General features: G+C 40.4%; 25 protein-coding genes and 2 tRNA genes. 9 read left to right on the plus strand and 18 right to left on the minus strand.

All coding sequences use genetic code 11. The annotated features are described in order from the left end of the window. The first annotated feature begins 91 nt into the window (after positions 1–91). Together B3297_RS12195 and B3297_RS12200 are read left to right on the plus strand one after the other, a co-directional pair. Positions 92–673, plus strand: coding sequence for a phosphatase PAP2 family protein (locus B3297_RS12195; protein WP_070563716.1), 582 nt, complete (start codon positions 92–94; stop codon positions 671–673). Next, positions 673–1482 carry a ZIP family metal transporter gene (locus B3297_RS12200; protein WP_070563719.1) on the plus strand — a complete coding sequence of 270 codons (810 nt, stop codon included), beginning with the start codon at positions 673–675 and terminating at the stop codon, positions 1480–1482. The genes B3297_RS12195 and B3297_RS12200 overlap by 1 nt, the downstream gene beginning before the upstream one ends. Positions 1483–1487: 5 nt before the next feature. Here the strand turns inward: B3297_RS12200 and B3297_RS12205 are convergent, their stop codons facing one another. Beyond that, the gene (locus B3297_RS12205) at positions 1488–1937 is read right to left on the minus strand and encodes a MarR family winged helix-turn-helix transcriptional regulator (protein WP_070563722.1); all 450 of its coding nucleotides are present in this window, start codon (positions 1935–1937) and stop codon (positions 1488–1490) included. A gap of 128 nt (positions 1938–2065) precedes the next feature. Here B3297_RS12205 and B3297_RS12210 point away from each other — a divergent pair, with 128 nt between their 5' ends. The 4 genes from B3297_RS12210 to B3297_RS12225 all read left to right on the plus strand — a co-directional run bounded on the left by B3297_RS12210 (position 2066) and on the right by B3297_RS12225 (position 6381). Continuing rightward, positions 2066–2305, plus strand: coding sequence for a FeoA family protein (locus B3297_RS12210; RefSeq protein ID WP_046672175.1), 240 nt, complete (start codon positions 2066–2068; stop codon positions 2303–2305). Beyond that, the gene (gene feoB / locus B3297_RS12215; RefSeq protein ID WP_286777336.1) at positions 2305–4407 is read left to right on the plus strand and encodes a ferrous iron transport protein B; all 2103 of its coding nucleotides are present in this window, start codon (positions 2305–2307) and stop codon (positions 4405–4407) included. Before B3297_RS12210 ends, feoB begins: the two co-directional genes overlap by 1 nt. A 6-nt stretch (positions 4408–4413) precedes the next feature. Next, positions 4414–4575, plus strand: a complete 162-nt coding sequence (locus tag B3297_RS12220; protein WP_083295845.1) for a FeoB-associated Cys-rich membrane protein — start codon at positions 4414–4416, stop codon at positions 4573–4575. A gap of 387 nt (positions 4576–4962) precedes the next feature. Next, the gene (locus B3297_RS12225; RefSeq protein WP_286777335.1) at positions 4963–6381 is read left to right on the plus strand and encodes an amino acid permease; all 1419 of its coding nucleotides are present in this window, start codon (positions 4963–4965) and stop codon (positions 6379–6381) included. A gap of 126 nt (positions 6382–6507) precedes the next feature. Here B3297_RS12225 and B3297_RS12230 read toward each other — a convergent pair whose 3' ends face one another. Beyond that, positions 6508–7572 carry a PA0069 family radical SAM protein gene (locus tag B3297_RS12230; protein WP_286777334.1) on the minus strand — a complete coding sequence of 355 codons (1065 nt, stop codon included), beginning with the start codon at positions 7570–7572 and terminating at the stop codon, positions 6508–6510. Positions 7573–7759: 187 nt separating this feature from the next. After that, positions 7760–8851, minus strand: a complete 1092-nt coding sequence (gene mnmA / locus B3297_RS12235; protein ID WP_286778947.1) for a tRNA 2-thiouridine(34) synthase MnmA — start codon at positions 8849–8851, stop codon at positions 7760–7762. 188 nt (positions 8852–9039) lie between these two features. Here mnmA and B3297_RS12240 point away from each other — a divergent pair. Both B3297_RS12240 and B3297_RS12245 read left to right on the plus strand, forming a co-directional pair. After that, positions 9040–9112 (plus strand) — tRNA-Phe (locus B3297_RS12240). Positions 9113–9154: 42 nt separating this feature from the next. After that, positions 9155–9227: transfer RNA gene (locus B3297_RS12245), tRNA-Phe, on the plus strand. 248 nt (positions 9228–9475) lie between these two features. On the opposite strand, the gene B3297_RS12250 is transcribed toward B3297_RS12245, so the two are convergent. From B3297_RS12250 to fucP, 8 genes are all read right to left on the minus strand, one after another. Then, positions 9476–10267, minus strand: coding sequence for an SDR family oxidoreductase (locus tag B3297_RS12250; RefSeq protein ID WP_070563731.1), 792 nt, complete (start codon positions 10265–10267; stop codon positions 9476–9478). Between the two features lie 179 nt (positions 10268–10446). Continuing rightward, positions 10447–11274, minus strand: a complete 828-nt coding sequence (locus tag B3297_RS12255; protein WP_070563734.1) for an amidohydrolase family protein — start codon at positions 11272–11274, stop codon at positions 10447–10449. A 25-nt stretch (positions 11275–11299) separates the two neighbouring features. Then, positions 11300–12157, minus strand: a complete 858-nt coding sequence (locus B3297_RS12260; RefSeq protein ID WP_070563737.1) for a fumarylacetoacetate hydrolase family protein — start codon at positions 12155–12157, stop codon at positions 11300–11302. Between the two features lie 41 nt (positions 12158–12198). After that, positions 12199–12963, minus strand: coding sequence for an SDR family NAD(P)-dependent oxidoreductase (locus tag B3297_RS12265; protein WP_046672143.1), 765 nt, complete (start codon positions 12961–12963; stop codon positions 12199–12201). Between the two features lie 2 nt (positions 12964–12965). Then, on the minus strand, positions 12966–14279 hold the full coding sequence (locus tag B3297_RS12270) for an alpha-L-fucosidase (protein WP_286710414.1): 1314 nt from the start codon (positions 14277–14279) through the stop codon (positions 12966–12968). Between the two features lie 49 nt (positions 14280–14328). Further along, positions 14329–15987: a UxaA family hydrolase gene (locus B3297_RS12275; protein WP_070563740.1), complete on the minus strand. Its 1659-nt coding sequence runs from the start codon at positions 15985–15987 to the stop codon at positions 14329–14331. 2 nt (positions 15988–15989) lie between these two features. Beyond that, complete coding sequence (locus B3297_RS12280; protein WP_046672141.1) at positions 15990–16322, minus strand: L-rhamnose mutarotase; 333 nt, start codon at positions 16320–16322, stop codon at positions 15990–15992. A gap of 10 nt (positions 16323–16332) precedes the next feature. Then, on the minus strand, positions 16333–17598 hold the full coding sequence (gene fucP, locus B3297_RS12285; protein WP_070563743.1) for an L-fucose:H+ symporter permease: 1266 nt from the start codon (positions 17596–17598) through the stop codon (positions 16333–16335). Positions 17599–17742: 144 nt separating this feature from the next. Here fucP and B3297_RS12290 point away from each other — a divergent pair, with 144 nt between their 5' ends. Next, a complete protein-coding gene (locus B3297_RS12290; RefSeq protein WP_070563746.1) occupies positions 17743–18606 on the plus strand; it encodes an AraC family transcriptional regulator in 864 nt (287 codons plus the stop codon). Here B3297_RS12290 and B3297_RS12295 read toward each other — a convergent pair. The 7 genes from B3297_RS12295 to rpsU all read right to left on the minus strand — a co-directional run bounded on the left by B3297_RS12295 (position 18595) and on the right by rpsU (position 25554). After that, positions 18595–19566: an NAD(P)H-quinone oxidoreductase gene (locus tag B3297_RS12295; RefSeq protein ID WP_312128085.1), complete on the minus strand. Its 972-nt coding sequence runs from the start codon at positions 19564–19566 to the stop codon at positions 18595–18597. The two genes, B3297_RS12290 and B3297_RS12295, sit on opposite strands and share 12 nt — an antisense overlap. Beyond that, entirely contained in the window at positions 19563–22241 is a 2679-nt protein-coding gene (locus B3297_RS12300; protein ID WP_236560267.1) for a TonB-dependent receptor, read from the minus strand. The genes B3297_RS12295 and B3297_RS12300 overlap by 4 nt, the downstream gene beginning before the upstream one ends. 224 nt (positions 22242–22465) lie before the next feature. Next, positions 22466–22993 (minus strand): ferritin, encoded by a 528-nt coding sequence (locus B3297_RS12305; protein ID WP_070563752.1) that lies wholly within the window; start codon positions 22991–22993, stop codon positions 22466–22468. 373 nt (positions 22994–23366) lie between these two features. Continuing rightward, entirely contained in the window at positions 23367–23741 is a 375-nt protein-coding gene (locus tag B3297_RS12310; RefSeq protein ID WP_070563755.1) for a DUF6686 family protein, read from the minus strand. 261 nt (positions 23742–24002) lie between these two features. Continuing rightward, complete coding sequence (hpf, locus tag B3297_RS12315; protein WP_070563758.1) at positions 24003–24362, minus strand: ribosome hibernation-promoting factor, HPF/YfiA family; 360 nt, start codon at positions 24360–24362, stop codon at positions 24003–24005. A 14-nt stretch (positions 24363–24376) separates the two neighbouring features. Then, entirely contained in the window at positions 24377–25258 is an 882-nt protein-coding gene (locus B3297_RS12320) for a tyrosine-type recombinase/integrase (RefSeq protein WP_070563761.1), read from the minus strand. 101 nt (positions 25259–25359) lie between these two features. Continuing rightward, positions 25360–25554 (minus strand): 30S ribosomal protein S21, encoded by a 195-nt coding sequence (gene rpsU / locus B3297_RS12325; RefSeq protein WP_046672133.1) that lies wholly within the window; start codon positions 25552–25554, stop codon positions 25360–25362. Positions 25555–25622: the final 68 nt, after the last annotated feature.

A 25622-nucleotide genomic window follows, 5' to 3' on the forward strand; every position in this document is an offset into this window, starting at 1 on the left:
TAAAAGAAACAACCGTTTGCAATGAAATTATTTTTACTTTTGAAAAGTGAGTTTTTAAAGTTTGGGAATTTCATTGTCATCAGCAACATTTATGATTCAACAATTAGTACACATCGATCAAGAGATTTTTCTGGCCATTAATCAAGGCTTGAGTAACCCCGTATTTGATTGGTTATTGCCGATATTACGCAATCCATACACTTGGGCACCTTTGTATTTATTTCTGATCATATTTTTCATTAAGACCTATGGAAAAACAGGTATCCTAATTGTTGCCATGACCTTGGTTACTTTCGGAATTTCCGATGGTATATCCTCTCATTTGATCAAAAAGACTGTAAAAAGGATTAGACCATGTAACGACGTGGAGTTTAAAGAAAATGTCAACATCCGAGTGCGATGCGGTTCGGGCTTCAGCTTTACATCCTCTCACGCGGCCAATCATTTTTCCCTAGCTTTTTTCTGGATTGTACTTTTCCGGAGAAGATGGAAACATGCGCTTTGGCTTTGTATTACCTGGGCAACCCTAATCTCAGCCTCTCAAATTTATGTTGGTGTCCATTACCCGTTTGATGTCCTGTGTGGTTCAGCCTTAGGTATTCTGGTTGGATTGGCAACAGGCTACTTATTTAAACGGTTTGTGCCTAGCTTTTTTAAAACTGAACACGTATAATGAATTCAATTTTATTGATTTTAATTTTATTCATACCTGCATTTGCAAGTGGAATTGCTGTATTTTTTGTACAAAAGAAAGGAACCAGCTTCCTTAAACTCATCCTTTCTTTTAGTGGAGCCTATTTATTCTCTATTACTGTGCTTCACCTCATTCCGCATGTCTATCAGTCCAACAATACTTCACCTGAAGTATTGGGTATTTATGTACTTGCTGGATTTCTTTTCCAGCTATTTCTTGAACAGTTCTCCCAAGGGATCGAACATGGCCATATCCATACCGAAAATGATCATGACCACCATAGCCATCGTTTTCCAATCGGTATTATGTTCAGCCTATGTCTTCATGCTTTCCTCGAGGGAATGCCACTTGCGGCTACACATCAGACAGAACTTGCACTAGGCATATCCATCCACCACATTCCGGCCGCATTTGCGTTGGGAAGTATTCTCATAAGCACACATTTAAAGAAAAATACCATCCTCATTACACTGGCTTTATTTGCGGCAATGACCCCTTTTGGCTTTTTGCTGAGCAAAGCCATCAGTGCAGGTGAAGTAGGGAATATCCAGCAATATTTTGATAAAATCATGGCCGTCGTTATTGGTATCTTCTTACACATATCGACGACGATACTTTTTGAATCGGGCTCCATTGACCATCATAAATTCAATAAAAAGAAAATGATCGCTGTGATTGCAGGTGTTGCGATTGCACTCGGAAGTTTCTTATTTGTCGGAGAACATGATCATGGGCACGATCAACACCAACAACCGCATGATCATGAACATCATGACCATGCGCATTAATTTCTTTAGCCGCGAAGTTTATCCAACAGTGTACTTAACGTCATTGCCTCTTCTTCACTAATTCGATTGGGTAAAAGATCCTTCATCAGCATTTCCTCATCTAGATTCTTAAGAATCTCCAAGCCCTTCTCGGTGATAACCAAATCCACAGCCCTTTTATCTCCACCCGATTGACAACGTGAAACCAATTCTTTGGAAACCATGCGATCAATCATACGCGAGATGTCAGGGGTGGTACTCAACATTCTTGATTTAATCAGATTATTGGTTGCAGGCTTAGGATATTGGCCCCTCAATATGCGCAAGACATTAAACTGTTTCAAAGTGATCCCTTCTTTGGCAGCTCGCTGTTCAAGCTCATTGTTAATCCAATTGTACGTATATAGAATATTTACCGTACAACGATGCCATTCATTGCTGAATTTACTTACTTTGATTTCGTCCTCAATCTTCATTCTGGTTGATAATTAATCGTTCTGAATAGTAAAGATAGCTGTTTTTTACTAAATACATAACTATGACATTAGAATCATTCTAAATGGTAGAAATTCTGTATATTTGAAGAATTCAAAAAAACAGGCAGATGCGTAATAGAACTAGCTTAGATAAGCTAAAAAAAGGGGAAAAAGCGGTAATTATTGATTTTGATTCACACGAAATTCCAGCTAAATTTTTCGAATTGGGGTTTATACCTGGTACTGAAGTAGAAGTGAAACATATCGCACCTTTGGACGGTCCCATATGTCTAAATATTAGTGCTAATAACGCCTTAATTGCTATCCGCAAATCAGAAGCTAAAGTCATCCTTATTGATCAGAAATAATGAATAACCCGATTATTGCACTTTTGGGTAATCCAAATGTGGGTAAAACATCTCTATTTAACCGGATTACAAAATTAAATCAGAAAGTAGGAAATTATCCCGGTATTACGGTCGAAAAACGTGAGGGGCAAGTAAAAGCCAACAACAAAATTTATCGTATTATTGATTTACCGGGAACATATACCCTGTTCCCAAGTTCGCTGGACGAAGAAGTTGTTTTCAACACTTTAGTCAATAAAGAAAGTAGTTTCAGACCTAACCTTGTCGTTGTCGTCGCTGAACCTACGAACTTAAAGCGGTCTATTATTCTTTATCAGCAGGCCCGGGAGCTCGGTCTGCCGGCCATCTTTGTCATCAATATGATAGATGAAGCCAAAGAAAAAGGAATTACAATAGATGTTCAGAAGCTTGAGCAACTATTAAATACAAAAGTCTACGAAACCAATGCACGTACGGGACAAGGTATCGATCAGCTGATCAAAAACTTTGATGCTGTTCCGCCCATGTATATCAGCAAATTTAGCCTACCCAAGGAAGCTGATGCCGCATTAGAAGAAACCAAACGTCTTTTTCCATTAGATACGGAATACCATACCTGGCAATACCTGGCCAAAGGCGAGGTATCCTTTTTATCGAAAGAAAAAAATCAGGCGATTCAACAAATCCGTGAAAAACACCAATTACGCGCCGAGAGACTGCAAAAAGACGAAGCCATTTTGCGTAGTAAATCCCTGGATAGCAGCCTTGCTGAAATCTATGCAAAGGATGAATCCTCCAATAAAAACAAAACCAATACGATTGATAGCATCCTGCTTCATCCCATCTTTGGCTATGTCATCTTCTTTGGAATCCTCTTTTTAATCTTCCAGGCAATTTATACCTGGTCTGGACCAGCCATGGATTTTATCGATGGTTTATTTGGTGATCTTGCAGCCTATATACAAACAGCATTGCCGGCAGGGCCATTGACCGACTTGCTCAGCAATGGTATTATCAAAGGTATTGGCGGAATTGTGATCTTCATTCCACAGATCGTTATTTTATACATCTTTATCTCGATCATGGAAGAAACGGGCTATATGAGCCGTGTTGTTTTCCTGATGGACCGCTGGCTTCGCCCTTTCGGGCTGAATGGAAAATCAGTGATTCCATTGATTTCGGGCGTAGCCTGTGCTGTTCCTGCGGTTATGTCGGCACGTAACATCGAAAATAGCAAAGAAAGACTGGTCACTATTCTGGTAACGCCTTTTATGACCTGCTCAGCACGTCTACCTATTTATATCGTTCTGATCGGACTGGTGATACCGGACACGAAATTAGGGGGCTTTCAAATACAAGGTATTGTATTGTTTGTGATGTACCTACTTGGAATATTCGCAGCTTTGCTATCGGCGATTATCCTGACCAAAGTCATCAAATCAAAACACAAATCATTTCTAATCTTTGAACTCCCCACCTATAAGACTCCAGATTGGAAAAACGTAGCCTTAAATGTATGGGAAAAAGCATCAAGCTTTGTTTTCGGCGCAGGTAAAATCATTTTAGCCATTTCCGTTATCCTATGGGCATTGGGTAGTTTTGGTCCGAACGATAAATTTAGCCGGGCGGAGGAATATGTGACAAAAAATAACCCCAACCTGTCCGAAGCCGATTTGGACCATGAAGTTTCATCTTACCGTCTGGAACACTCTTTCCTTGGCTATCTTGGCATGGCTATTGAACCTGTTGTTGAACCATTAGGCTACGACTGGAAGATGGGCATAGGTCTTATTTCTTCGTTTGCTGCCCGTGAAGTTTTTGTAGGCACAATGGCCACAGTATATAGCCTTGGTGACGAAGTGGATATCGAAGATGAAGCATCTAAAACAACGGTATTAGGCAAAATGAAAAGCGAAATTAACAGGAATACCGGTTTACCGGCTTATAATTTAGCTTCTGGTGTATCCTTATTACTTTTCTATGCTTTTGCTATGCAATGTATGAGTACAATTGCAGCAGTAAAGAGGGAAACAGGCTCGTGGAAATGGACTTTGATACAGCTTGGTTTTATGACAGGCTTGGCGTATTTCAGTGCCTTGATTGCTTATCAACTTTTAAAATAAAAAGCTATGGATAATTTAACAGTACAATATCTCATCGTAGGAATGCTCGTTTTGGCGGCTGTATGGTATGTCGTTAAAAATGTCCGAAAATCACTAAAGGGCAAGTCGAGCTGCTCGAAAGGCTGCGGATGCGACTGCGGCGTAGAAAAAACACAAAAAGCAAATTAATTTATCTTTTTGAGTAGCATTTACAAATAAGATTTCGTTATTAGTTAGAGTGGCCAAAAATCACACTAGCTGCTAATTCATAAAGCGCCGTATTTCCAAATTACGGCGCTTTCTATTTCTGAGTCAAACAGCCTCCCCGCCATTGTTTATAAAAAAACAACGAAATACATTAAAACCACAACAGAATGTGCACAAATACCTAAGTGTTTTATTAACTTTATGCGCTTAGGGCAAATCGTTCGCTGGGAAGCTTTACGATAAACAGGTAATTCTTCTGGCGTCATTGATTTTGCTCAAACGATCCTTGGCGGGAGCAAATAGCCTCATGGGTTTTTCCGTATCTAAGGACCAGATTAAAACAGACTAGTAACCGTATTAACCATACACATGGAGAAACAGAACAATAAGGAGGAGTTAAAAAGAGGACTTCAAAACAGACATATTCAATTAATTGCCCTGGGTGGTGCAATCGGAACGGGCTTATTTCTAGGTATTGGGAAGGCTGCCACATTGGCTGGGCCAGCTGTTATCCTCGGCTATGCTTTCGCCGGAATTATTGCTTTTTTTATTATGCGCCAGTTGGGTGAGATGGTTGTTGAGGAACCTGTTTCAGGAAGTTTTAGCTACTTCGCCAATAAATACTGGGGTTCTTTTGCGGGTTATGCTTCGGGCTGGAACTATTGGGTGCTGTATATCTTAGTCAGCATGGCCGAACTCACAGCGATAGGCGTTTATGTACAATTCTGGTGGCCGGAAATACCTTTATGGGCATCAAGTTTATTTTTCTTCTTTGCAATCAACGCCCTTAATCTTGCCTCAGTCAAAATTTATGGCGAGACGGAATTTTGGTTTTCCATTATCAAGGTTGTCGCAATCATTGCCATGATTGTTTTTGGTGCATACTTATTGGTAAGCGGTACTGGAGGTGATCAGGCAAGTCTCAGCAACCTGACTTCACATGGTGGTTTTTTCCCAAAAGGTTGGTTCAGCCAAACAGCGGATGGAAGTTTTGAGGGCCTTCTTTCCGCCATAGCATTGATCATGTTTTCTTTCGGTGGCCTGGAGTTGGTTGGTATCACTGCTGCCGAGGCCGAGCATCCCGAAAAGAACATCCCCAAAGCGACCAACCAGGTTATCTATCGAATCTTAATCTTTTACGTAGGTGCATTGATTATTCTTTTCTCTTTGACACCGTGGACAAATATCACCGCCGATACAAGTCCCTTTGTGCTGGTGTTTGACAAACTCAATGGGTTTGAATTTACGATCTTTGGAAAGACCTTCTATTTCACAAAAATTATCGCAAATGCGCTAAATCTTATTGTCCTTACCGCTGCATTATCTGTTTATAATAGCAGCGTGTACAGCAATAGCAGAATGTTATATGGATTGGCAGAGCAGGGAAATGCACCCCGTTTTCTTTCGAAACTCAACAAGAATCATGCGCCTATTAACGCGATTTTAGTTTCGGCACTGTTCGCGGCGATTTGTGTATTTATCAACTATGTAGCACCTAAAAATGCCTTGGAGATCCTGATGTCGCTGGTGGTATCTTCACTGATTATAAACTGGGTCATGATTTCCATTACACACTTGTATTTCAGAAAGAATAAACTCGATGCCCACTTACGCACCAAGTTTCCATCCTTTCTGTATCCTTTAAGTAATTATATCTGTCTGATCTTTTTGATCGCTGTACTTGGCATCATGTGGATAACAGGGATGAAACTTCCGGTAGAATTGATCCCTGCTTGGCTTATATTACTCTATGTGAGTTATGTATTGATCAAAAGAAAGAAATCTTAGTTCACAGAACCTTGATCTTGTCCATAAAAAAGCCTGATTCATTGCATGAATCAGGCTTTCTTGCTAAAATTTAATGCGGGTATTCCTCCTCGAGAATAGCAAATTCATAATTGTCGCTCCAACCATCTAAAATAAGCCCAGCTGCATTCCTGCATCGGGTAAGCGGAAAAGATCCCTTCTCAAGGATGGAAGCGTCCCATTATTCATATATTTCTTGACGGAAAGCTTGAATAAATGCTGTAAGCTCTCGGCCATATGGCCATCCCCCTTTATCCTCCGTCCAAAATCGGTATCGTTAATTTTTCCACCATGACAGGCTTCGATCCAATGTAATACCTTTTCAGCACGATCAGGATAGTTCTGATAGAGCCAATCTTTAAAGATACCACCGATCTGTCCATTGAGCCGAACGATGGTATAGGAGGCCGTAATTGCTCCCGCATCTGCTCCCGAACGAATCAGATCTGAAATCTCATCACTGTTGATACCCGGAACGATAGGCGCTATCATCAGCATAACGGGAACACCTATCCCAGCCAATCCCTCGATCAGTTTCAACCGGGCAGATGCTGTAGCAGTCCGAGGTTCCATTTTCTGGCGTACTTCCTCGCGCAGCGAATTGATGGTCACGGCAACGGAAACCAGATTGTGCGCCGCGAGCTCGCGCAAAAGATCAAAATCCCGCCGCATCAGTACATTTTTGCTGATGATGGAGACCGGATGCTGGTATTTGACCATCAATTCTAATAGCGAGCGTGTGATACCCAGCTTCCGTTCAATCGGTTGATAACAGTCTGTATTGCCTGAAAGCATAATCAAATCGGGTTGGTAGCTCGATTTTCTAAACTCCTGTTCGAGAAGCTGAGCCGCATTGTGTTTGACTAAGATCTTACGCTCGAAATCCAACCCAGCACTAAAGCCCCAGTATTCATGCGAATTGCGCGCGTAACAGTAAATACAACCATGCTCACAGCCCTGATAAGGATTAATGGATCGTTCAAAACGGAGATCCGGGCTATTTGATTTGGATATAATGGATTTTGGATGTGTCGGAATAAATTGTGTTTTCTCGGCCCCCAAAAATTCTTCATCCAGCCCCTCCACATGTTCCTGCACGTATTGATTAGAAAAAAATTTGTTATTGGGATTGATCTGCGCCCCTCTGCCCTTCAAATATTCCGATGAATTCATAGGTTAAAATTACTAATTTTATTAGTAAAAACAAATTAAAATTTCCCATTTTCCACAAAGAGAGAAAGCGAATATCTTCTAGTTTGAAGTCCCAATAAAACGTATTTTAAACCAAATAAAAATCCCTATACTGCATCGACAGTATAGGGATTAAAATTCTTATTTTAGATCTCAGTCCAGCTTCTATTTATTTCATTAAGAAACCACCACCGAGTAAATCATTGCCTTCATAAAAAACGGCCGATTGTCCAGGGGCAATACCTTTTACATTGTGCACAAAATCTATACGCACTTTATCGCCTTCTTGGGATATGGTCGACAAAGCACCAGAGTCTTTGTAACGTACCTTTGAAATTGCTTCCATCGGTTGATCTAGTCCTGCATATTTCACAAAGTTCACATTACGAACGTAAGCATGTGACTTTTCAAGTTCATGTTCTTCACCCAATACGACCGTATTACTTTCCGGAAGGATCTCAATCACAAACATCGGTTTCCCCAAGGCAATTCCTAAGCCTTTACGTTGACCGATGGTGAAATAAGGGTAACCAATATGTTTACCTACAACGGTACCATCGGAAAGAATAAAGTTACCGGGACCAATTTGTTGATCCAACGTTGGCACCTTATGTCTCAAAAACGCACGGTAGTCGTTGTCAGGAACGAAACAGATTTCATAACTCTCCGACTTATTGGCCAATTCCTTCTGTCCCATATCCAAAGCCATCTGACGAATCTCCTTTTTCGTGAAAGATCCTAACGGAAACTGTGTCCGGGCAAGATTTTCTTGTGACACGCCCCATAAAACGTAAGATTGATCTTTGTTTTCATCCTTACCTTTTGATATCACATAGCGACCATTATCGTGCATACGGATATTAGCATAGTGCCCGGTAGCGATAAACTCACAGTCCAATTTGTCAGCGCGTTTCATCAAAGCATCCCACTTAATATGGGTATTACACAACACGCATGGGTTAGGCGTGCGCCCAGCAATATATTCTTCTACAAAATTGTCAATCACAAAATCTCCAAACTCATCACGTATATCTAATATATAATGAGGGAAACCATAGTTTACGGCTAATGTACGAGCGTCATTGATACTATCAAGGCTACAACATCCGGTTTCTTTCGACGAGCCACCTGCGGATGCATAATCCCATGTCTTCATCGTGATACCGATAACCTCATATCCTTGTTCGTGGAGCATGACAGAAGCAACGGAGCTATCTACCCCTCCACTCATTGCAACTAAAACTCTTCCTCTTTTACTCATCTCTAATTATTGAAATGCAAAGATACAGCTTATTCCTTTTCCTATATGTTAGTTTCTTGTAATTTTATCTCGATCAAAATCAACACGTTCGAAAAAAGTACGAAAATAATCTGCATAAAAGTTTTAGAATTCAAATTATCGGACTATATTTGCATCGCAATAGGGGAACAAACCCATAGCAAAAAAGCGGTGCCATAGCTCAGCTGGTAGAGCAAAGGACTGAAAATCCTTGTGTCCCTGGTTCGAACCCAGGTGGCACCACGCTTCAATCTGATGATCACAGATTTAAATAAAAGGTCAACTGGTGCCATAGCTCAGCTGGTAGAGCAAAGGACTGAAAATCCTTGTGTCCCTGGTTCGAACCCAGGTGGCACCACAAAAAAAGCTTGTTCAATGAACAAGCTTTTTTTGTTTTAGCTAACTGCATTTTATATAACATCCCCCCCACATCTCCGCCGTATAGAAAATTCATCATACCCCTACTGCCTGAATTCAATGGGTGTTATTTTCATTGATTGATTGAGGGATATTATCAAAAAAAAGATCATGGATTTTGGAAATCAACCGGAGTTGTCATTTTAAAAACCACTCAAGTCTAATTTCCAAAACCCAATCGCTTTTCCGCTACGATTCAGCGATAATCGACCGATCCAGATGCACATAACCACCGTCCACATGAATCAATTGGCCAGTTGTATGACTGGACTTATCAGACAGCAAAAAGACGGTTGTATCCGCGATTTCCGCTGCTGTGGTCATGCGATGCTCCAATGGAATACGGTCCGTAATTTTTTTCAATGTCTCCTCCGGATTTGATAAGGTTTGAATCCAGGTGTCGTATTGGGGAGTTGCACATTCTGCCACGATAATGGCATTTACACGAATCGAGTAAGGCAACAATTCTACGGCCCACTCGCGCGTAAGTGCATTACGTCCACCATTGGATGCCGCATAAGCCGAGGTATTGCCCTGCCCTGTTTCACCAGTTTTGGACGAAATATTCACGATACTGCCCTTAGATGCTTTCAACGCATCCAAAGCGTGATGTGCCATCAGATAGTAATGAATTAAGTTCTTGTGCAGCGAAGCAACAAATTTTTCATAATTACCTGATGCTAATCCGACACCATCATTTTGTCCGGCATTATTCACCAAACCATCGATCCGCCCATACACGTCCAATGTCTTTTGAACGGCTCTTTCACAATCTTCTGGTTTTGATAATTCTGCTTCGATACAGAGTGCATCCACATCAAATTGCTTGATTTCTTCCTTGACTTTTTCATTATCGGCTTGTTTACGGCCAACAATGACGGGAATAGCCTGTTCTTTAGCCAACGCGTGGACTACAGCCCGCCCGATTCCTTTTGCTCCGCCGGTAACAATAACAACTTTATCTTTTAAATGAAGATCCATAATACTTTTATTGAATGGTTTGTTTCATTGGTTGTGGTTAACATTCGCAACAATGAATTCGTTCTCTGGTTATTGATTAATTTATATTGACGTCATTAAGCCCATTATCCAGCTTCATGACCAATAAAAAGCTTCAGCATGCTATTTTTCCCTTTCATAGCATGCTGAAGTTTTTCCTTTTAAAGATTATACACGCGTATTGCGTTCTCTGCCCAAAATGCGTTCTTCTCTTCAGCCGTAAATTGCCCTAATTTATCCTCAACGATGGCAATACTTTCTTCGTAGGATGCCGCCAATAGACATACCGGCCAATCTGACCCGTACATAATGCGCTCCTTTCCAAAACGCGCAAAGATATGCTCCAGATATTGCTTAAAATCATCAAGTTTCCATCCTTCCCAATCGGCCTCTGTTGCAAGTCCCGAAACTTTACATACGACATTTGGAAAGGCAGATAGCGCATCGATAAACGCCGCCCACTCATCAAATGCTTTCGACTTGATCGGCGGTTTGGCAATATGATCCAATACAAATTGAAGATTTGGATTTTGCTGCACACAATCCAACGTTGCCGCATAATGTCGTGGACGGATGAGCAGATCATACGTATAACCATAATCTGCTAAGGCCTTCAGCCCGTTTAATACCGCAGGGCGAATGAGAAAATCAGGGTCAGCTTCTCCTTCAACAATATGACGAAATCCTTTGATGACCGTAGCTGATTGATAGCCATCCAACTGTTGTCGAATATCCGCTGCTTGAAGATCAATCCAGCCCACTACGCCTTTAATAAAAGGATAATCACTAGCCAGCTGAACCAAATAAGCAGTCTCTTCGTTGGATTGATCCGCCTGAACAGCAACACTCCCTCCAAATCCATTTCGTTCAAGCACAAATTGAATATCCAAAGGGGTGAAATCACGTCTGATGACTTGCATTTCTTCGGTAATCCAACTATCTCTAATTGGATCGAATTTCCAGAAATGCTGATGGGTATCTATACGCATAATGAAAAGAAAACCTAATGAGCAATTAATTTTTTGAATACGCTACCACAGTCTGACGGGATTCTCCAAGACCATCTGCTCCTAACTCGATCACATCGCCAGGCTTCAAATAAATCGGTGGGTTAAATCCTAAGCCAACACCTGCCGGAGTACCTGTTGATATCACGTCTCCTGGCAACAAAGTCATAAATTTAGACACATAGGATACTACATGCGCCACCGAAAAGATTAAATCCTTGGTATTACCATCTTGGTAGGTTTTTCCGTTTACCTTCAACCATAGACGCACATTGTTGATATCTTTGATTTCTTCTTTTGTCGCCATGAAAGGTCCCATCGGTGCAAACGTATCACATCCTTTTCCTTTATCCCAAGTACCGCCACGTTCCAGCTGATACTCACGTTCGGAAACATCGTTGTGCAATACATAACCGACCACATAATCTAAAGCTTCATGCTCTTCTACATAAGAAGCTTTTTTACCGATCACAATACAGAATTCCACCTCCCAATCTGTTTTTACAGAATCTTTCGGAATCATCACATTATCGTATGGACCTACCAACGAAGTGGTCGATTTCATAAAGATGATCGGTTCAGCAGGAATTGGTGCATTTGTTTCCTTGGCATGGTCTAAATAGTTCAATCCAATACAAACAATTTTGGATGGGCGGGCAAAAGGTGCTCCGATACGTTCGCCTTGAGGAACTTCAATCAACTTACCTTCATTTGCCTTCACAAATTCTTCTAAACGGGCTACACCATTCTCGGCAAAGAATTGTTCATTGTAATCACCACCAAATGCGCTTACATCGTAATTTACACCATCGATCTGAACACCGATTTTCTCCTTGCCTTGAGCTCCAAAACGTATTAATTTCATTTTTATAGTATTGAGATAATAGATATTTTATTTTTAGCTTTTTAATTATTCAATTTAATAAAACCACCGTCAATAGGGTAGTCATTTCCAGTAATAAATCCAGCATCGTCACTACACAAGAAAAGTGCTAATTTGGCAATTTCTTCCGGTTGCGCCATGCGGCCTATTGGTTGGCTTGCTGATAGTTTTTCAAACATTTCTTCCTCTTTTCCAGGATAGTTTTTTGCGATAAATCCATCCACAAATGGGGTATGTACACGTGCAGGCGAAATGCTATTGCAACGAATACCGTAGGCCATGTAATCCCGTGCTACAGACATTGACATCGCGTAAATAGCCCCCTTGCTCATCGAATACGCAAAACGATCCGTGATACCAACCCATGCAGCTATGGATGCTAAATTAAGGATTGCTCCCGAACCCTGCGCCTTCATCATCGGCACAATAGCATGCAATGCATTATAAGCTCCCTTAACATTCACATTAAAAACACGCTCAAAATCTTCTGATTGACAATTTTCCAAATTACCAACATGAGCGATACCAGCATTATTTACTAAAATATCAATTTTTCCGATATTTTGTGCTATAGCAGTAATTTCTTGTTGATCAGTTACATTACAACGATTAAATGCAGCCTGACCACCCAAAGCCAAGATCTCATCAACTACAGCCTTACCGCCATCTTCATTCAAATCCAGAATATGAACTTTTGCTCCTTCTGCAGCAAATTGCAGACTGATCGCACGGCCTATCCCACTACCACCACCGGTAATTACAGCTACTTTTTGTTCTAATTTTCCCATTGTTATTTAATTGTTAATGTCAATACCAAATCTGCTTCATCTGTCGATGTTGGCAAATCCAAGCGTAGACTATTGTTCTTATAACTAAACTTAATCTCTTTCTTTCCGATAAATGTGCTTACTTTTTTCACCTGATAAGGAAGGTTATTAATCAACAATTCCTTTTTATCCGTTTTAAACACATGTAGATACACTTGGTTTCCTTTTTTTGTCAACGCATAATCGTCTGTTGGTGACACCGCCCCACCCGCTGTTCCATAGATTGTTTCACCATACACCGATAGCCATTTTCCAAGTTCTTTCAAGCGCTCCTGTTGATAGTCCTGAATCTCACCGTTTGGCATCGGGCCAACATTGAGCAATAAATTGGAACCATGACTAGCTGCCTTGACCAGGTATTTCAGCACTTCCTGAAAGGATTTTCGTGTCCGATCTTTCAGCTCAAATCCCCAAGATCCTGCAATTGTTCCACATACTTCCTTCGGTAGTTTCCCAACATCATGCGCTTTCGTGCCGAACCCAGTAGTATTCTCCCCGGGTAAATCACGTTCGAACATCTGAAAATCTTCCCCTTCAAATGGCGCCAGATGGTGGTTGTTACCCACCAAGCACTGTGGCTGTAAGGTATGAATCAATTCATAGATTTCTTTGAAATGCCAATCTTCATTGGGCTTGTCCCAATGACCATCAAACCAGATCCCATCGATCTCACCGTAGTTGCTCAACAGCTCCGTTAATTGGCTTTTCATAAACTGGACATAACGATTCCAATCCCCTTTCGTTGAATCGCGCCCCGCAATGCCACCACCCGTTTTACCAACAGGCAGATAATCATCCCGGTGCCAGTCTAAAAGCGAATAGTAGAACATCACTTTTATCCCTTCGGCACGGCAAGCTTCCACCAACTCTTTCACAATATCGCGTTTGAAGGGAGATTTCTTCACCACATTATAGTCCGAAACCTGGCTGTTCCACATCGAAAATCCATCATGATGTCTGGTCGTAAAGGTGATATACTTTGCCCCTGCCTGTTTAAATAACTTCGCCCATTCTTTCGCATTAAAGGAAATTGGATTGAAAAATTTAGGCAGCAATGCATATTCATCCAAACTGATATTCTGGTTGTTCATGACCCACTCACCATCCCCCAGCACACTATATACCCCCCAATGGATAAAAACACCAAACCGAGATTGTTCAAACCACTCCCTATTTTTCAGATTTTCGGGACTCGGTTGATAATGTTGCTGGCTATAGCTCGCGGATACTGATCCCATCAGCAAGGCTAAACCACAGATTACATGTTTAAGTTTCATATGTAAATGATTAGTTGTCATGGATTTTCAATAAACTCATTATACCCAACTACAAAGAAACACCTCTACGCCATGGTATGAAATCGTCTTGCCCCAACAACACCGCCTTCGGTTTCACTTCACCAGAAGCAACTTCTATTACATAATCCAAAATACGGTGTGCGGCTTCCTCAATAGTCTCTGTACCTTCGATTATGGTACCACAGTTCAAATCCAGGATATCAGGCATTTTCTCAAAAGTCTTGGTATTTGTGGAAAGTTTCACAACCGGTGTAATCGGGTTACCTGTAGGTGTACCCAAGCCCGTCGTAAACAAGACGATATTGGCACCTGCTGCCACTTCTGCAGTTGTACTTTCCACATCGTTACCAGGCGTACATAATAAGTTTAACCCCGGACCGTTGGCCAATTCAGGATAATCAATCACTGCTGCAACAGGTGATGTTCCTCCTTTTTTGGCGGCCCCAGCAGACTTAATTGCGTCAGTAATTAAACCATCACGAATATTGCCCGGAGAAGGATTCATATAGAATCCCGAACCATCAGCTTCAGCTTTTGCATTGTAAGTACGCATCAGCGACATAAAACGCTCCGCCGTTGGCTCATCGATACAACGATCACTCAACTCCTGTTCCACGCCGCATAATTCAGGAAACTCCGCCAGAATCACCGATCCGCCTAAAGTCACCAAAATATCTGATACAAATCCGAGCGCCGGATTGGCCGAGATGCCCGAAAATCCGTCTGAACCACCACATTCCAGACCTATACACAATTTGTCCAATGAGGCTGGTTTGCGCTCATTTTTATCCGCTTGCATCATCCCTGCAAAAGTTGCTTTAATCGCCTTTTGCATAAGCTCTTTTTCAGTTCCTTCTTTCTGTTGTTCGAAAATATACAGTGGGCGATCAAAACCTGGACTTCGCTTTTCAATTTCAGCTTTCAGAATGGAAGCCTGCGCATGCTGACATCCTAAACTCAATACCGTTGCCCCCGCCACATTCGGATGGGTGATATAACCAGCCAAAAGGCCACATAAGGCATCCGAATCCATGCGGGTTCCGCCGCAGCCCATTTCATGGTTTAAAAACTTGATTCCATCGACATTTTTGAACAGGCGTTCCTGCTCACTGGAAGTCGAATTAGCAAGTAGATCCTGACTAAGAATCGCATTTACATCAGCACCAGACTTATATAAGCTAATGAGATCTTCTACCTCAGACACGTAATTATTGGCTTTTACTTTATAGCCCAACTTTTCTTCAAAAGCAGCCTTCAGGGTCAATACATTTCTATTTTCGCAAAAAACCAATGGAATAACCAACCAGTAATTGGCCGTTCCAACAGTCCCATTTGAACGGTGGAATCCATTGAACGTTTTATCTTTAAATGCAGAAACATCAGGTCTTGTCCAGGCTGTCTTGCGATTGCCCATTTTAAAATCTTCCGACGCATGGCGCAAGTTTTCAGTGGTAATGAGTTCCCCTTCAGCTAGGGGAGTATTCAATTTTCCTACCAGAACACCATACATCAATATCTCCGTATCTTGTTCCATTGGCTGGATGGTGAATTTATGTTTGGCAGCAACAGCTTGCTTTAATGTAAATTCCTTACCTTCAAAAACAATCGTTGTTCCCGCAGCCAAGTCCTGTAATGCAACAAGGACATTATCCATTGGATGGATCTGTAAATAGCGCTGTATAGCCATAATTATACTAATTCAAATATTTTTGTCATCATTACCCATTTCTCTCCCGGCTTTGCCCCCGGAATGGCCGCCTGGTATTTCCACATCAGCTGTTCCCATTCCTGTACTTTTTCATTGGCAGCATCCATAGCCGATTTTTTCTCAAATGAAAAGTCTTCACCCACCTCCATGTTCATAAACAATCTATTTTCAAAACGATAGATCTCCATCTGCAGAATACCTGCATCCAGAATCGAACGTTTTATTTCCGGCCAAACCTCACGGTGGTAATCCTCATATTCCTTGATCAATTGTGGATCGTCCACAAGATCTAAAGCCATGACATATCTTTTCATTACTAACTAATTAATGTGATTTAAGATTTTCGGTTTCCGCAATACTGACATTTCTATTTTGGAAAGCAAACAATAAGACAACAATAAAACAAACCAATGGCACAAAATAGCCATACTGGAAATGTCCTGTTTTATCCGAGATAAAGCCCAAAATTGGAGGTAACAAAGCACCACCAACAATAGACATGACGATCAAACTGGAAGCAGATTTGGTATCGGCACCGATACCTTGTACACCAAACGCGAATATCGTCGGAAACATAATAGACATAAAGAATGCAATACCGATCAATGCATACAAGGTCTGAATACCTGATCCGAAGATGACAAATAGGGATAGAACGATCGCTATAGCGGAATAGATGATCAGAAGCTGGGATGCTGATACAAAACGCATAAAAAATGTACCGATAAACCGGCCCAACATAAAAGCCAATCCCGCAAACCCAGCATAATCGGCCCCATCCTTACCCGATATGCCCGCAGCTTCTGTTGCATACAATACCAGGAAGCTTAAAATACAGACTTGCGCTCCCACATAGAAAAATTGAGCCACCACGGCCCAACGCACATTTTTATGACGCAACGCGTGGAAAAAACCAGCTCTACCTTCTTCCTCGGCATCTTTGATATCAGGTAATTTGGTAAAGAAAAACAAGGCAGCGATCAATAAAATCAATATTCCCAATACTACATAAGGCAATTTCACAGCAGCTGTTTCCGACTGAATATACGCCATCTTTGCCTGCTCAGCCATTTGCGCCAGTTCTTCCTGTGATTTGGGTTCATGGGATAAAATAAATTTTCCACCAAAAATCGGAGCAACAAAGGCTGCTAGTCCATTAAAGGACTGCGCAAAATTAAGCCGTTGCGCCGAAGAAGCTGGATCTCCCAAAATCGCTACATACGGATTTGCAGCGGTTTCCAGAATGGTAAGACCACAGGCTACAACGAACAATGCCCCCAAAAAGAAAACATAACTTATCGTATTGGCCGCAGGTACAAAAAGAAAACAGCCAATGGCAAAAAAGATCAATCCGATCAAAATACCCGCTTTATAGCCATATTTTTTCATGATAATTCCAGCAGGAATCGCCATCACAAAATAAGCGATAAATACAGCCGAATCGACTAAGGAAGCCTGGAAATGGGATAAACTAAACGCATTCCTCAAATGCGGAATTAAGATCGGATCAAGGTTATGAATAAATCCCCAGAAAAAGAACAAGGATGTCACCAAAATCAAGGCAAATGCGTAACTCTTTTTATTCGTCATATTTTTCAAATGGTTATAAGTAGTTATTTAATGTAAAATAAGCTTAAAAATGCTAGACAATATTCAAGTATATTATCAAATTATTAAGCTATATTACCATAGCTAAACTGAATTATGTAACTTTACTGCATATATTTCATAATTATGAAAGCACAGCTGCTTCATTTAAACAGCAATCTTGAGCATTCGTTCAACGCGCGTAGAGACAATACACCTCAGTACCATAATCTTTGGCATTACCACGAAGAACTGGAATTAATTTATTTCGCCAAAGGCTCAGGCACCCAATTTATTGGCGATAGTGTCCGGCGCTTTGAATCGGGCGATATCACCCTTGTGGGTTCAAACCTACCTCATTATTGGTTATTTGACGAAATTTATCTTCAAGAGGAAGAAGCAGAAAGCGCAGATATTCGTGTGCTTCATTTTAAAGAGAACTTTTGGGGAAATGATTTTATTAATTTACCTGAAAATAAATCCATCAAAGACCTTATTCGCGTCTCCAAAAGAGGCATTTCATTATTGGAGTGCAGCCGACTAAAAACTGCGCAATTAATTGACGCTATCTTGGCAGCAACAGGTACCCCACGTATTATTCATTTATTAGAAATATTACAGTATATTTCGGCCGAAGAACAACATGATCTGTTAACGAGCCCCACTTTTACCATCCAGCTGCAAGATCAGGATGCCAACCGTATGCAGATTGCCATGCAATATATCGGTGAAAATTATCGCGACCAGATACGCCTGCAAGAACTTGCCTCTCTCACGGGAATGACCCCAAATTCCTTCTGCCGTTATTTCAAATCACAGATCGGAAAAACGCTCTTTCAATTTCTGATCGAAATGCGCGTGAAAACCGCTTGCAATTTATTAATAGAAAACAAACAGACGGTGAAGCAGATCTGCTTTGAATCAGGTTTTCAAAACTTTTCAAGCTTCCATAAATACTTCAAAAATGTAACCGGCACCACGCCGCTCAGCTTTCAGCGATCAAAAACTTAAGACGATTTTACCCAATAAGCTTGAATCTTCCATCAATCGATGGGCTTCAGCAGCCTCGGCAAAAGGAAGCACCCGGTATAAGGTCGGTTTGAAATCGCCAGCGCTAAGTTTCGGCCATACCTGAGACCAGATATCATCCCGTAGCACTTGCTTAAATTCACGGTCTCTCGCCCGTAATGTACTTCCCGTTAAAACAATCCGTTTCTGCATTAATTTGAGCAAGTTTAACTCGACTATTGCGCTTTCCATCGCATTAATATATACTAAACGACCATCGGGGTTCAAAAGGTTGATATTTTTCTCAAAATATGAACCACCAATACTGTCTAAAATAACATCAACCCCCAAAGGCTTCAGCGCCTCCAGAAAATCCTCCGTTTTATAATTTATTGTTTTGGTTGCTCCCAATGATTTACAAAAGCTAGCCTTTTCAGATGAGCTGACTGTCGTATATACTGCTGCACCAAACAAGGCCGCTAACTGAATTGCCGTACTGCCAATCCCACCAGCACCACCGTGTACCAAAAAATGATCGCCGGTCTGCAAATTCCCTCTTCGAAAGACATTGTCCCATACTGTAAATACGGTCTCAGGCAGCGAGGCTGCTTCCGCGAAATCTAAATGATCGGGAATAGGCAAACAATGTCCCTGATAGACCTTAGCATAGTTTGCATAACCTCCACCCGCTACGAGTGCACATACACGATCACCAATGTTCCAGTCAGCGACCCCGGTTCCCTTTGCGACAATAACCCCTGCTATTTCTAATCCAGGTATCCGCGCATCCACCCCGGCAGGTGCCGGATAGTTCCCTTTACGCTGAAAAACATCAGGTCTATTTACACCTGCAGCCTTTACTTCTACTAAAACTTCCAGTTCACCGATCTGCGGCATCTCCACATCGCGGACTTCCAAAACTTCGGGTCCGCCCGGTTCAGTAATAATGACAGCTTTCATCATGATTTTTTGGGATATTTCTGTAATCTTATATTGAGCGAAAGCATAAAATAACGAGCCAAACGATTGTTTCGAACGTCTAAAATATCATTTCCCACCACGGCACGTGAAATTCCAGTATTCTGATTCATTAGATCGAATCCCTGAAATCTCAACATACCCAAGTTATTCCTTCCAAAAGTATATTCCATATAGGCGTTGATTATCGTTGGATTAATATTGTTCCATGAGCTCGAATAACCCGCATTAAATTTTTGAGAAAGTTCAAGTCCCATGGTAAAATGTTTGCCCAAATAAGCTTTAGATCCCAAACCAACGATTCCAGAATGCGCCGTGATATTATCTTGTACAGGCCAGTCAAATGTGGCCCTGTTCAACGAATAGTTGCCATTTAATTCCGCTTCAAAAATATCACTCCAGGTATAGCGGAATTGAAGGGCTTGTGTAAACAAAAAGTGTCCACCAAAGCTCTTTTTATCATTGACGTACGAAATATTGTTGTAATAATCTGCATTGCCATTTAAGCTCATCTGCAAATTATCCGACAATAAAGAAGCTGTAAACAAATAATAGCTCTTAATATCATAGTAGCCTTCTGTATTGCGATAAGTCGTTTTCTGTATCGTTGAATTAGGTTCAATTGTCCGGTTGGCTACAATCTTATCATTTACTAAGTTAAAAGCAAGACTGGCTTCCAGATATTGTCCCCTCCGCGTGATGGATTTGCGATACTTTGAAACAATACTATGTGCAAATTCAGATTTCAAATCCTTATTTCCGATCACAATATTCTGTGTGTTGGTATTGTCCACCACCGGCTGTATCTGATAGAAACTAGGCTGGTTATTACGTCCATAATAGTCCATAGAAAGATCCTCTTCTTTGGTAAACTTCCATTTCAATCCAGCAGAGGGCACGAGATTAACATTTGAATAGGAGGTTTTTATCAGTTTATCTGTTGAACTTCCCGTTAATTCGGACGGCTGAACTGCAAAACCGAAGTTTACCTTTACTTTTTCGCTTAAGTCTTGGCGGTAAATCATGCCGACTTTATTGCTTGCGAAAGAATAGTCGTACTTCAAACTAAGTGAATCCACCAGTATGGGCCCGTTGTTAAAATTATTGTTATTGTCAAAAGTAGAGCGACGGGCATCAATTTTGGTATAATCGAAATCGTAATTGATCTCCAAGGTACCACCTAAATCAACGGGCTCCACCAACGACAAGCGACTTTGGATATTTTTATTCTCATTGCTGGAACGGACCATTTGATTCAGGTAAGTTTCCGTTATTTTTGGCACCTTCAAGCTGCTGTCGATCGCTCTATTAAAATCGCGCACTTCCTCATCTTTATCCAAGGAATTAAAATCCGTATGCAAAGTATAAAGTACTTTCCGCCCCGGTTTAGTAAAACTTCGCACGTAAAAAAGATCTAAAGCCGCAGCAGGGCTTTCTGTACTATTGGCCGCGCCGTAGTTCCCCGTACTACTTAACCGATTATTTTGGATCCTTCTATCTTTTAACGTATTGCTGGTCGAATTGGTCCAAGATAGTTTGGGCGATATTTTAAGCTGATCTTTGGGCGACAGCTTCATATCAAAATCCCAGTCCATTTTATGGATACGATCGATTGATTTTATTTTGTAATCTTCAAAATTACTAATCAGATTATTCGCGGCTTTGCCATACCCATATATCGATTGTAATAAGGAATTTCCCTGGATATAATTATTACGTTGCGTAAAGCTATATTTTCCGCTTGCTGTTACCGTTTTAGAAAGCGGACTAGAGAAACTACCACCTACAGAGCCGATTTTATTGACGCCGTCTGTCGGGTCCGCAAAATCCGCTAGCTCGCCCATTTCCCGCTCCCGTTCCCCGCCATTGGGCGAACCGAAAGAAAAAAGGTTGGTATTGGTATTATTGACCGAGGCGATAACAGAGTACTCTTTACCGTCATTGAAACGATTCAGTCCAGCACTCCCCAAGTAACGATCTACCGAACCACCGCCAAGCGTAGCTTGACCAAAAGTAATTTTCTTCTTATCATCTTTGAGCACAATATTCAGAACTTTTTCGGATTCAGCACTTTTAATTCCTTTTGCCGTCGCCTCGTCACCATAAAAATCAATAACTTGAACGCTTTTCACAAAATCTGCAGGAAGATTGCGTGTGGCGGTGAGCACATCGCCACCAAAGAATTTTTTACCATCCACCTTAACAGAGGATATGGGCTTACCGAAGGCGTAGACAGAACCATCCCGCGAGACCTGAATATTGGGTAATGCCTTAAGAGCCTCTTCTAAGAGTGCCCGACGATCAAATTGAAAAGCATCCAGATTAAATTGAACAGTATCCTGCTTATAAACAATGGGTTTATATTTTAGTACAACAACTTCTTTTAAAAGGGATACATGGGGAAACATGGTCAATTTTCCAACATCCAATTTAGCTGTCGTGCTATTGTACAAGGGATAACTACGTTCCAAGATACTAAGGCCCAGCTGGCTACAGCTAATACGAATATCATTACCCAGTACACGATTAAAATGAAAATAACCTGTTGCGGAAGTTGATGAGAACAAGGTATCGCGGGAACTCGTCAGGTGAACACTTACACCATTTAGGGGCCTTCCAGCTGTATCGACAACAATGCCATAAACCTCTTTTTTTGACACCTGCCCTAAAGTGGTTTTGGGTAAAAAAAACAAGTTCGTTATAGCTAAAAAAAGTACTAACCGGATAATATTCCCGTCCTTTAGTTCCATCAAATAGACTTTGCAATAATACAATTCAATATAAGAATTCTTAAGCTATTAACGTAAAAAGTTGTGATTTTGTATATAAAAAAAACGAGCTGTTTTCTCAACAGCTCGTTTCTTACACTATTTTTTACAATTTATTATTCACCCGCAAAGGTAACCTTAACGAGGTGCTTATCAATTTCCCAACGGCCAGTACCATCTTCACCGATTACATCGAATAATTCAAGAATACGTCTTGCAACAAACTCCTCCTCCACTTGCTCTTCCAAGAACCATTGAACAAAGTTAAAAGTTACGTAGTCTTTTTCCTTCGCACATCTATCCGCAATATTATTGAATTGTTCAGTAACAAACATCTCTTGTTCCAATGTTTGCTCAAATACACCACGGAATGATTCAAAATCTTGAGGAATACCTGTAACTTCCGGAGAAATTGCACGACCACCGCGGTTGTTAATATAATTGAAAAGCTTCAACATGTGCTCGCGTTCTTCGTTGGATTGTTTCGCAAAAAACTCGGAAGCATTTTCCAAACCCTGATCATCACACCATGAAGACATTGCCAAATATAATGCTGAAGAATGAGCTTCAACTTTAATCTGTGCATTCAATATATTTTCGATCTCTTCTTTCAAAGAAGATTTTAATTTCAATAAATCTTTCATATTTACCTTAAGTTTAATTTCTAAAACATGAACAAGTGAAACACATGATCACCTGACTACATCACAAAGATACAGCAGATATTCAAAATGTGTATCAAGAATATGTAATACAAATTCAGTCTAAATTAGACAAACAAACCACAACTTGTTTAGAATCAATACAATTACAAATACGTAATATTGATACTTTCAATAAGCCATCAAATAAAACAATAAGTGGCAGAAAGGACTTAAAATCAGGAATGCCAACCAAAAAACAAAAGGTAGTCCATTGAGACTTATTTAAATTAAAATTAAATAAGGTCACCACAAAACAAAAAGCGGTGTACATCATAGACGTACACCGCTTTTTAAATTCGTTTATATATACTACCTAAGCGAAAACCGCAAATGGCGAAACCTGCAAACAAGTTCTGACAACGCTATTCAATTCCATCATAAATTTAGCGCCATCTAATAATTCGCGCAACTGGAGCACATCCGCTACAGTTAAGATGAAACATCTTTCTGTACGAAAAGGCATAATGATTTCAAAATCAGATGAGCGTGTTGTATCATGAAGCATATGCTCAACATCAATCCCATCGATACGTTTCTTAAATTTCAAAAAATCCGATACCGAGAAAGACGTTGTTTCATTATTATATTCCAACCAGAAACAATTTTTGCGGCTACATTGATAAACAGTACCTACTATAGTTGAAAACACTTCCTCAACATGTGCTAACGGACAAACCAATTTTGACATTTCTATTTCCCTTATCATTTAAATCGATCAAAAATAAATATTATTTATAATCAATCCAAGTAAAACAGAAGATTATTTTGATTTAATATAAATAAGCCTTTCAGCGAGTAATGGAAATAAATCCTTCCTAATTTCACATGGATCAACAGCCCCGAAAATCCACGTTAGGTTCTTACGGACCAATTACAATAGAGCGGTACAAAAAAAGAGGCCAGTTTCTATAACTGACCTCCTACATTTACATCTATATTTTAATAGTTATTAATCGTATTCTTCCTCTTCTTCTTCCTCTAGGGTAAGAACTTCATTACGTCCATTGATAACTGTATTTTTTGTCTTTGTTTTATGTTTATTAATCTGTCTACGCAAGGATTCGACAGCAATATCTGTCGCCTCCTCAAAGCTCTTCGCTTGCCCTTTCGCAAAAAGCTGGCTTCCCGGGATATTTAATTTAATTTCTGAAATTTTATTTGCCTCATCATCGACATTTTCCAATCGCAGGTAGCATTCGCCACCAATAATGGAATCCAAAAACTGCTCCAATTTTCCTGTTTTCTTTTTGATAAACTCGATTAGCTTTTGATCAGCAGTAAATCGAATGGATTGCACAGTAATGTTCATTTTTCCTCCTTTTTTTAAGCTTTTGGATGAGCTTGTTTATAAATTGACTTCAATCGTTCTGCTGAGTTATGCGTATACACTTGTGTTGCCGCAAGCCCTGCATGCCCCAGCAGCTCTTTAATTGCATTTAAATCCGCCCCGTTGTCCAACAGGGCCGTTGCGAAAGTATGTCTCAAAATATGAGGACTTCTCTTACCTTGAGTAGAAATCAGCGTCAATTGCCGATGTACAATAGCATAGATCAGCTTGGCATATGCTGGCTTTCCTTCTTTCGTAACGATTAGTAAGCTGTTATTAGTATCAACAAATTGCGTCGCCTTTTGTTGCAAATAGTTTTTCAATTCTTTCAATAAAAGATTATTGATCGGAACCAAGCGTTCTTTGTTCCTTTTACCTAATATAAGAATATTTTTATTAAAAAAATCTATATCCTGCTCCTTAATTTTCAACAATTCTGCCAACCGAATCCCGGTACCGAACAACAATTCCATAACCATATAATCGCGGCAGGATTCAAACCCATCCTGCTCCTGCCCCATCTGATCCAACAAACGGACCAGCTTTTCCTTTTCAACAACAACCGGTAATTTTTTAGCAGTTTTTAACGCTTTAATAAGCGTCATGGGATTTTTTGCAATACACTCTTCTCTTTGCAAAAATTTAAAATAAGTTCGCATGGAGGACATACTCCGGTTGACTGAACTTGCATTTTTTCCGGACTCTACCATTTGCGCGAAATAATGACGTAAATCACGGTATACGATATCCTGCACAGTCAGTCCCTCACGATCCAAAAAAGACTGGAACATCTCCAACTCATGCTTATAGGCAATAACCGTATGTTCTGAATACCTTTTTTCAATCTGCAAAAACCGAATAAACTCCTTTTCCAACATATTTTCCCTTGCTATATAGCTTAAATTACAAACTTAAAAGCACAAAAAAAAGGGAAAAGCATTGCTTTTCCCTTTATATTTTAAAATTCTCAGCGAATCAATTAGTTAGCTACATCTTGATTCAAAGATTGTTTGTAAATCGCTTTTTTCACTTGAATGCGACGAGTTACAGATCTCTTTTCGTAAGCTTGACGTGAACGCAACTCTCTTAAAACTCCAGTTTTTTCGAATTTCTTTTTGAAACGTTTCAATGCTCTATCTAAAGATTCTCCTTCTTTTACATTTACGATAATCATGCGTTATATATACCTCCTTTCGCCGCTTTTAAATTTAAAGTGGGACAAAGGTAAGCTATTTATTTTTA

This window comes from Sphingobacterium sp. UBA3519 (assembly GCF_002377215.1).
Lineage (GTDB): Bacteria > Bacteroidota > Bacteroidia > Sphingobacteriales > Sphingobacteriaceae > Sphingobacterium > Sphingobacterium multivorum.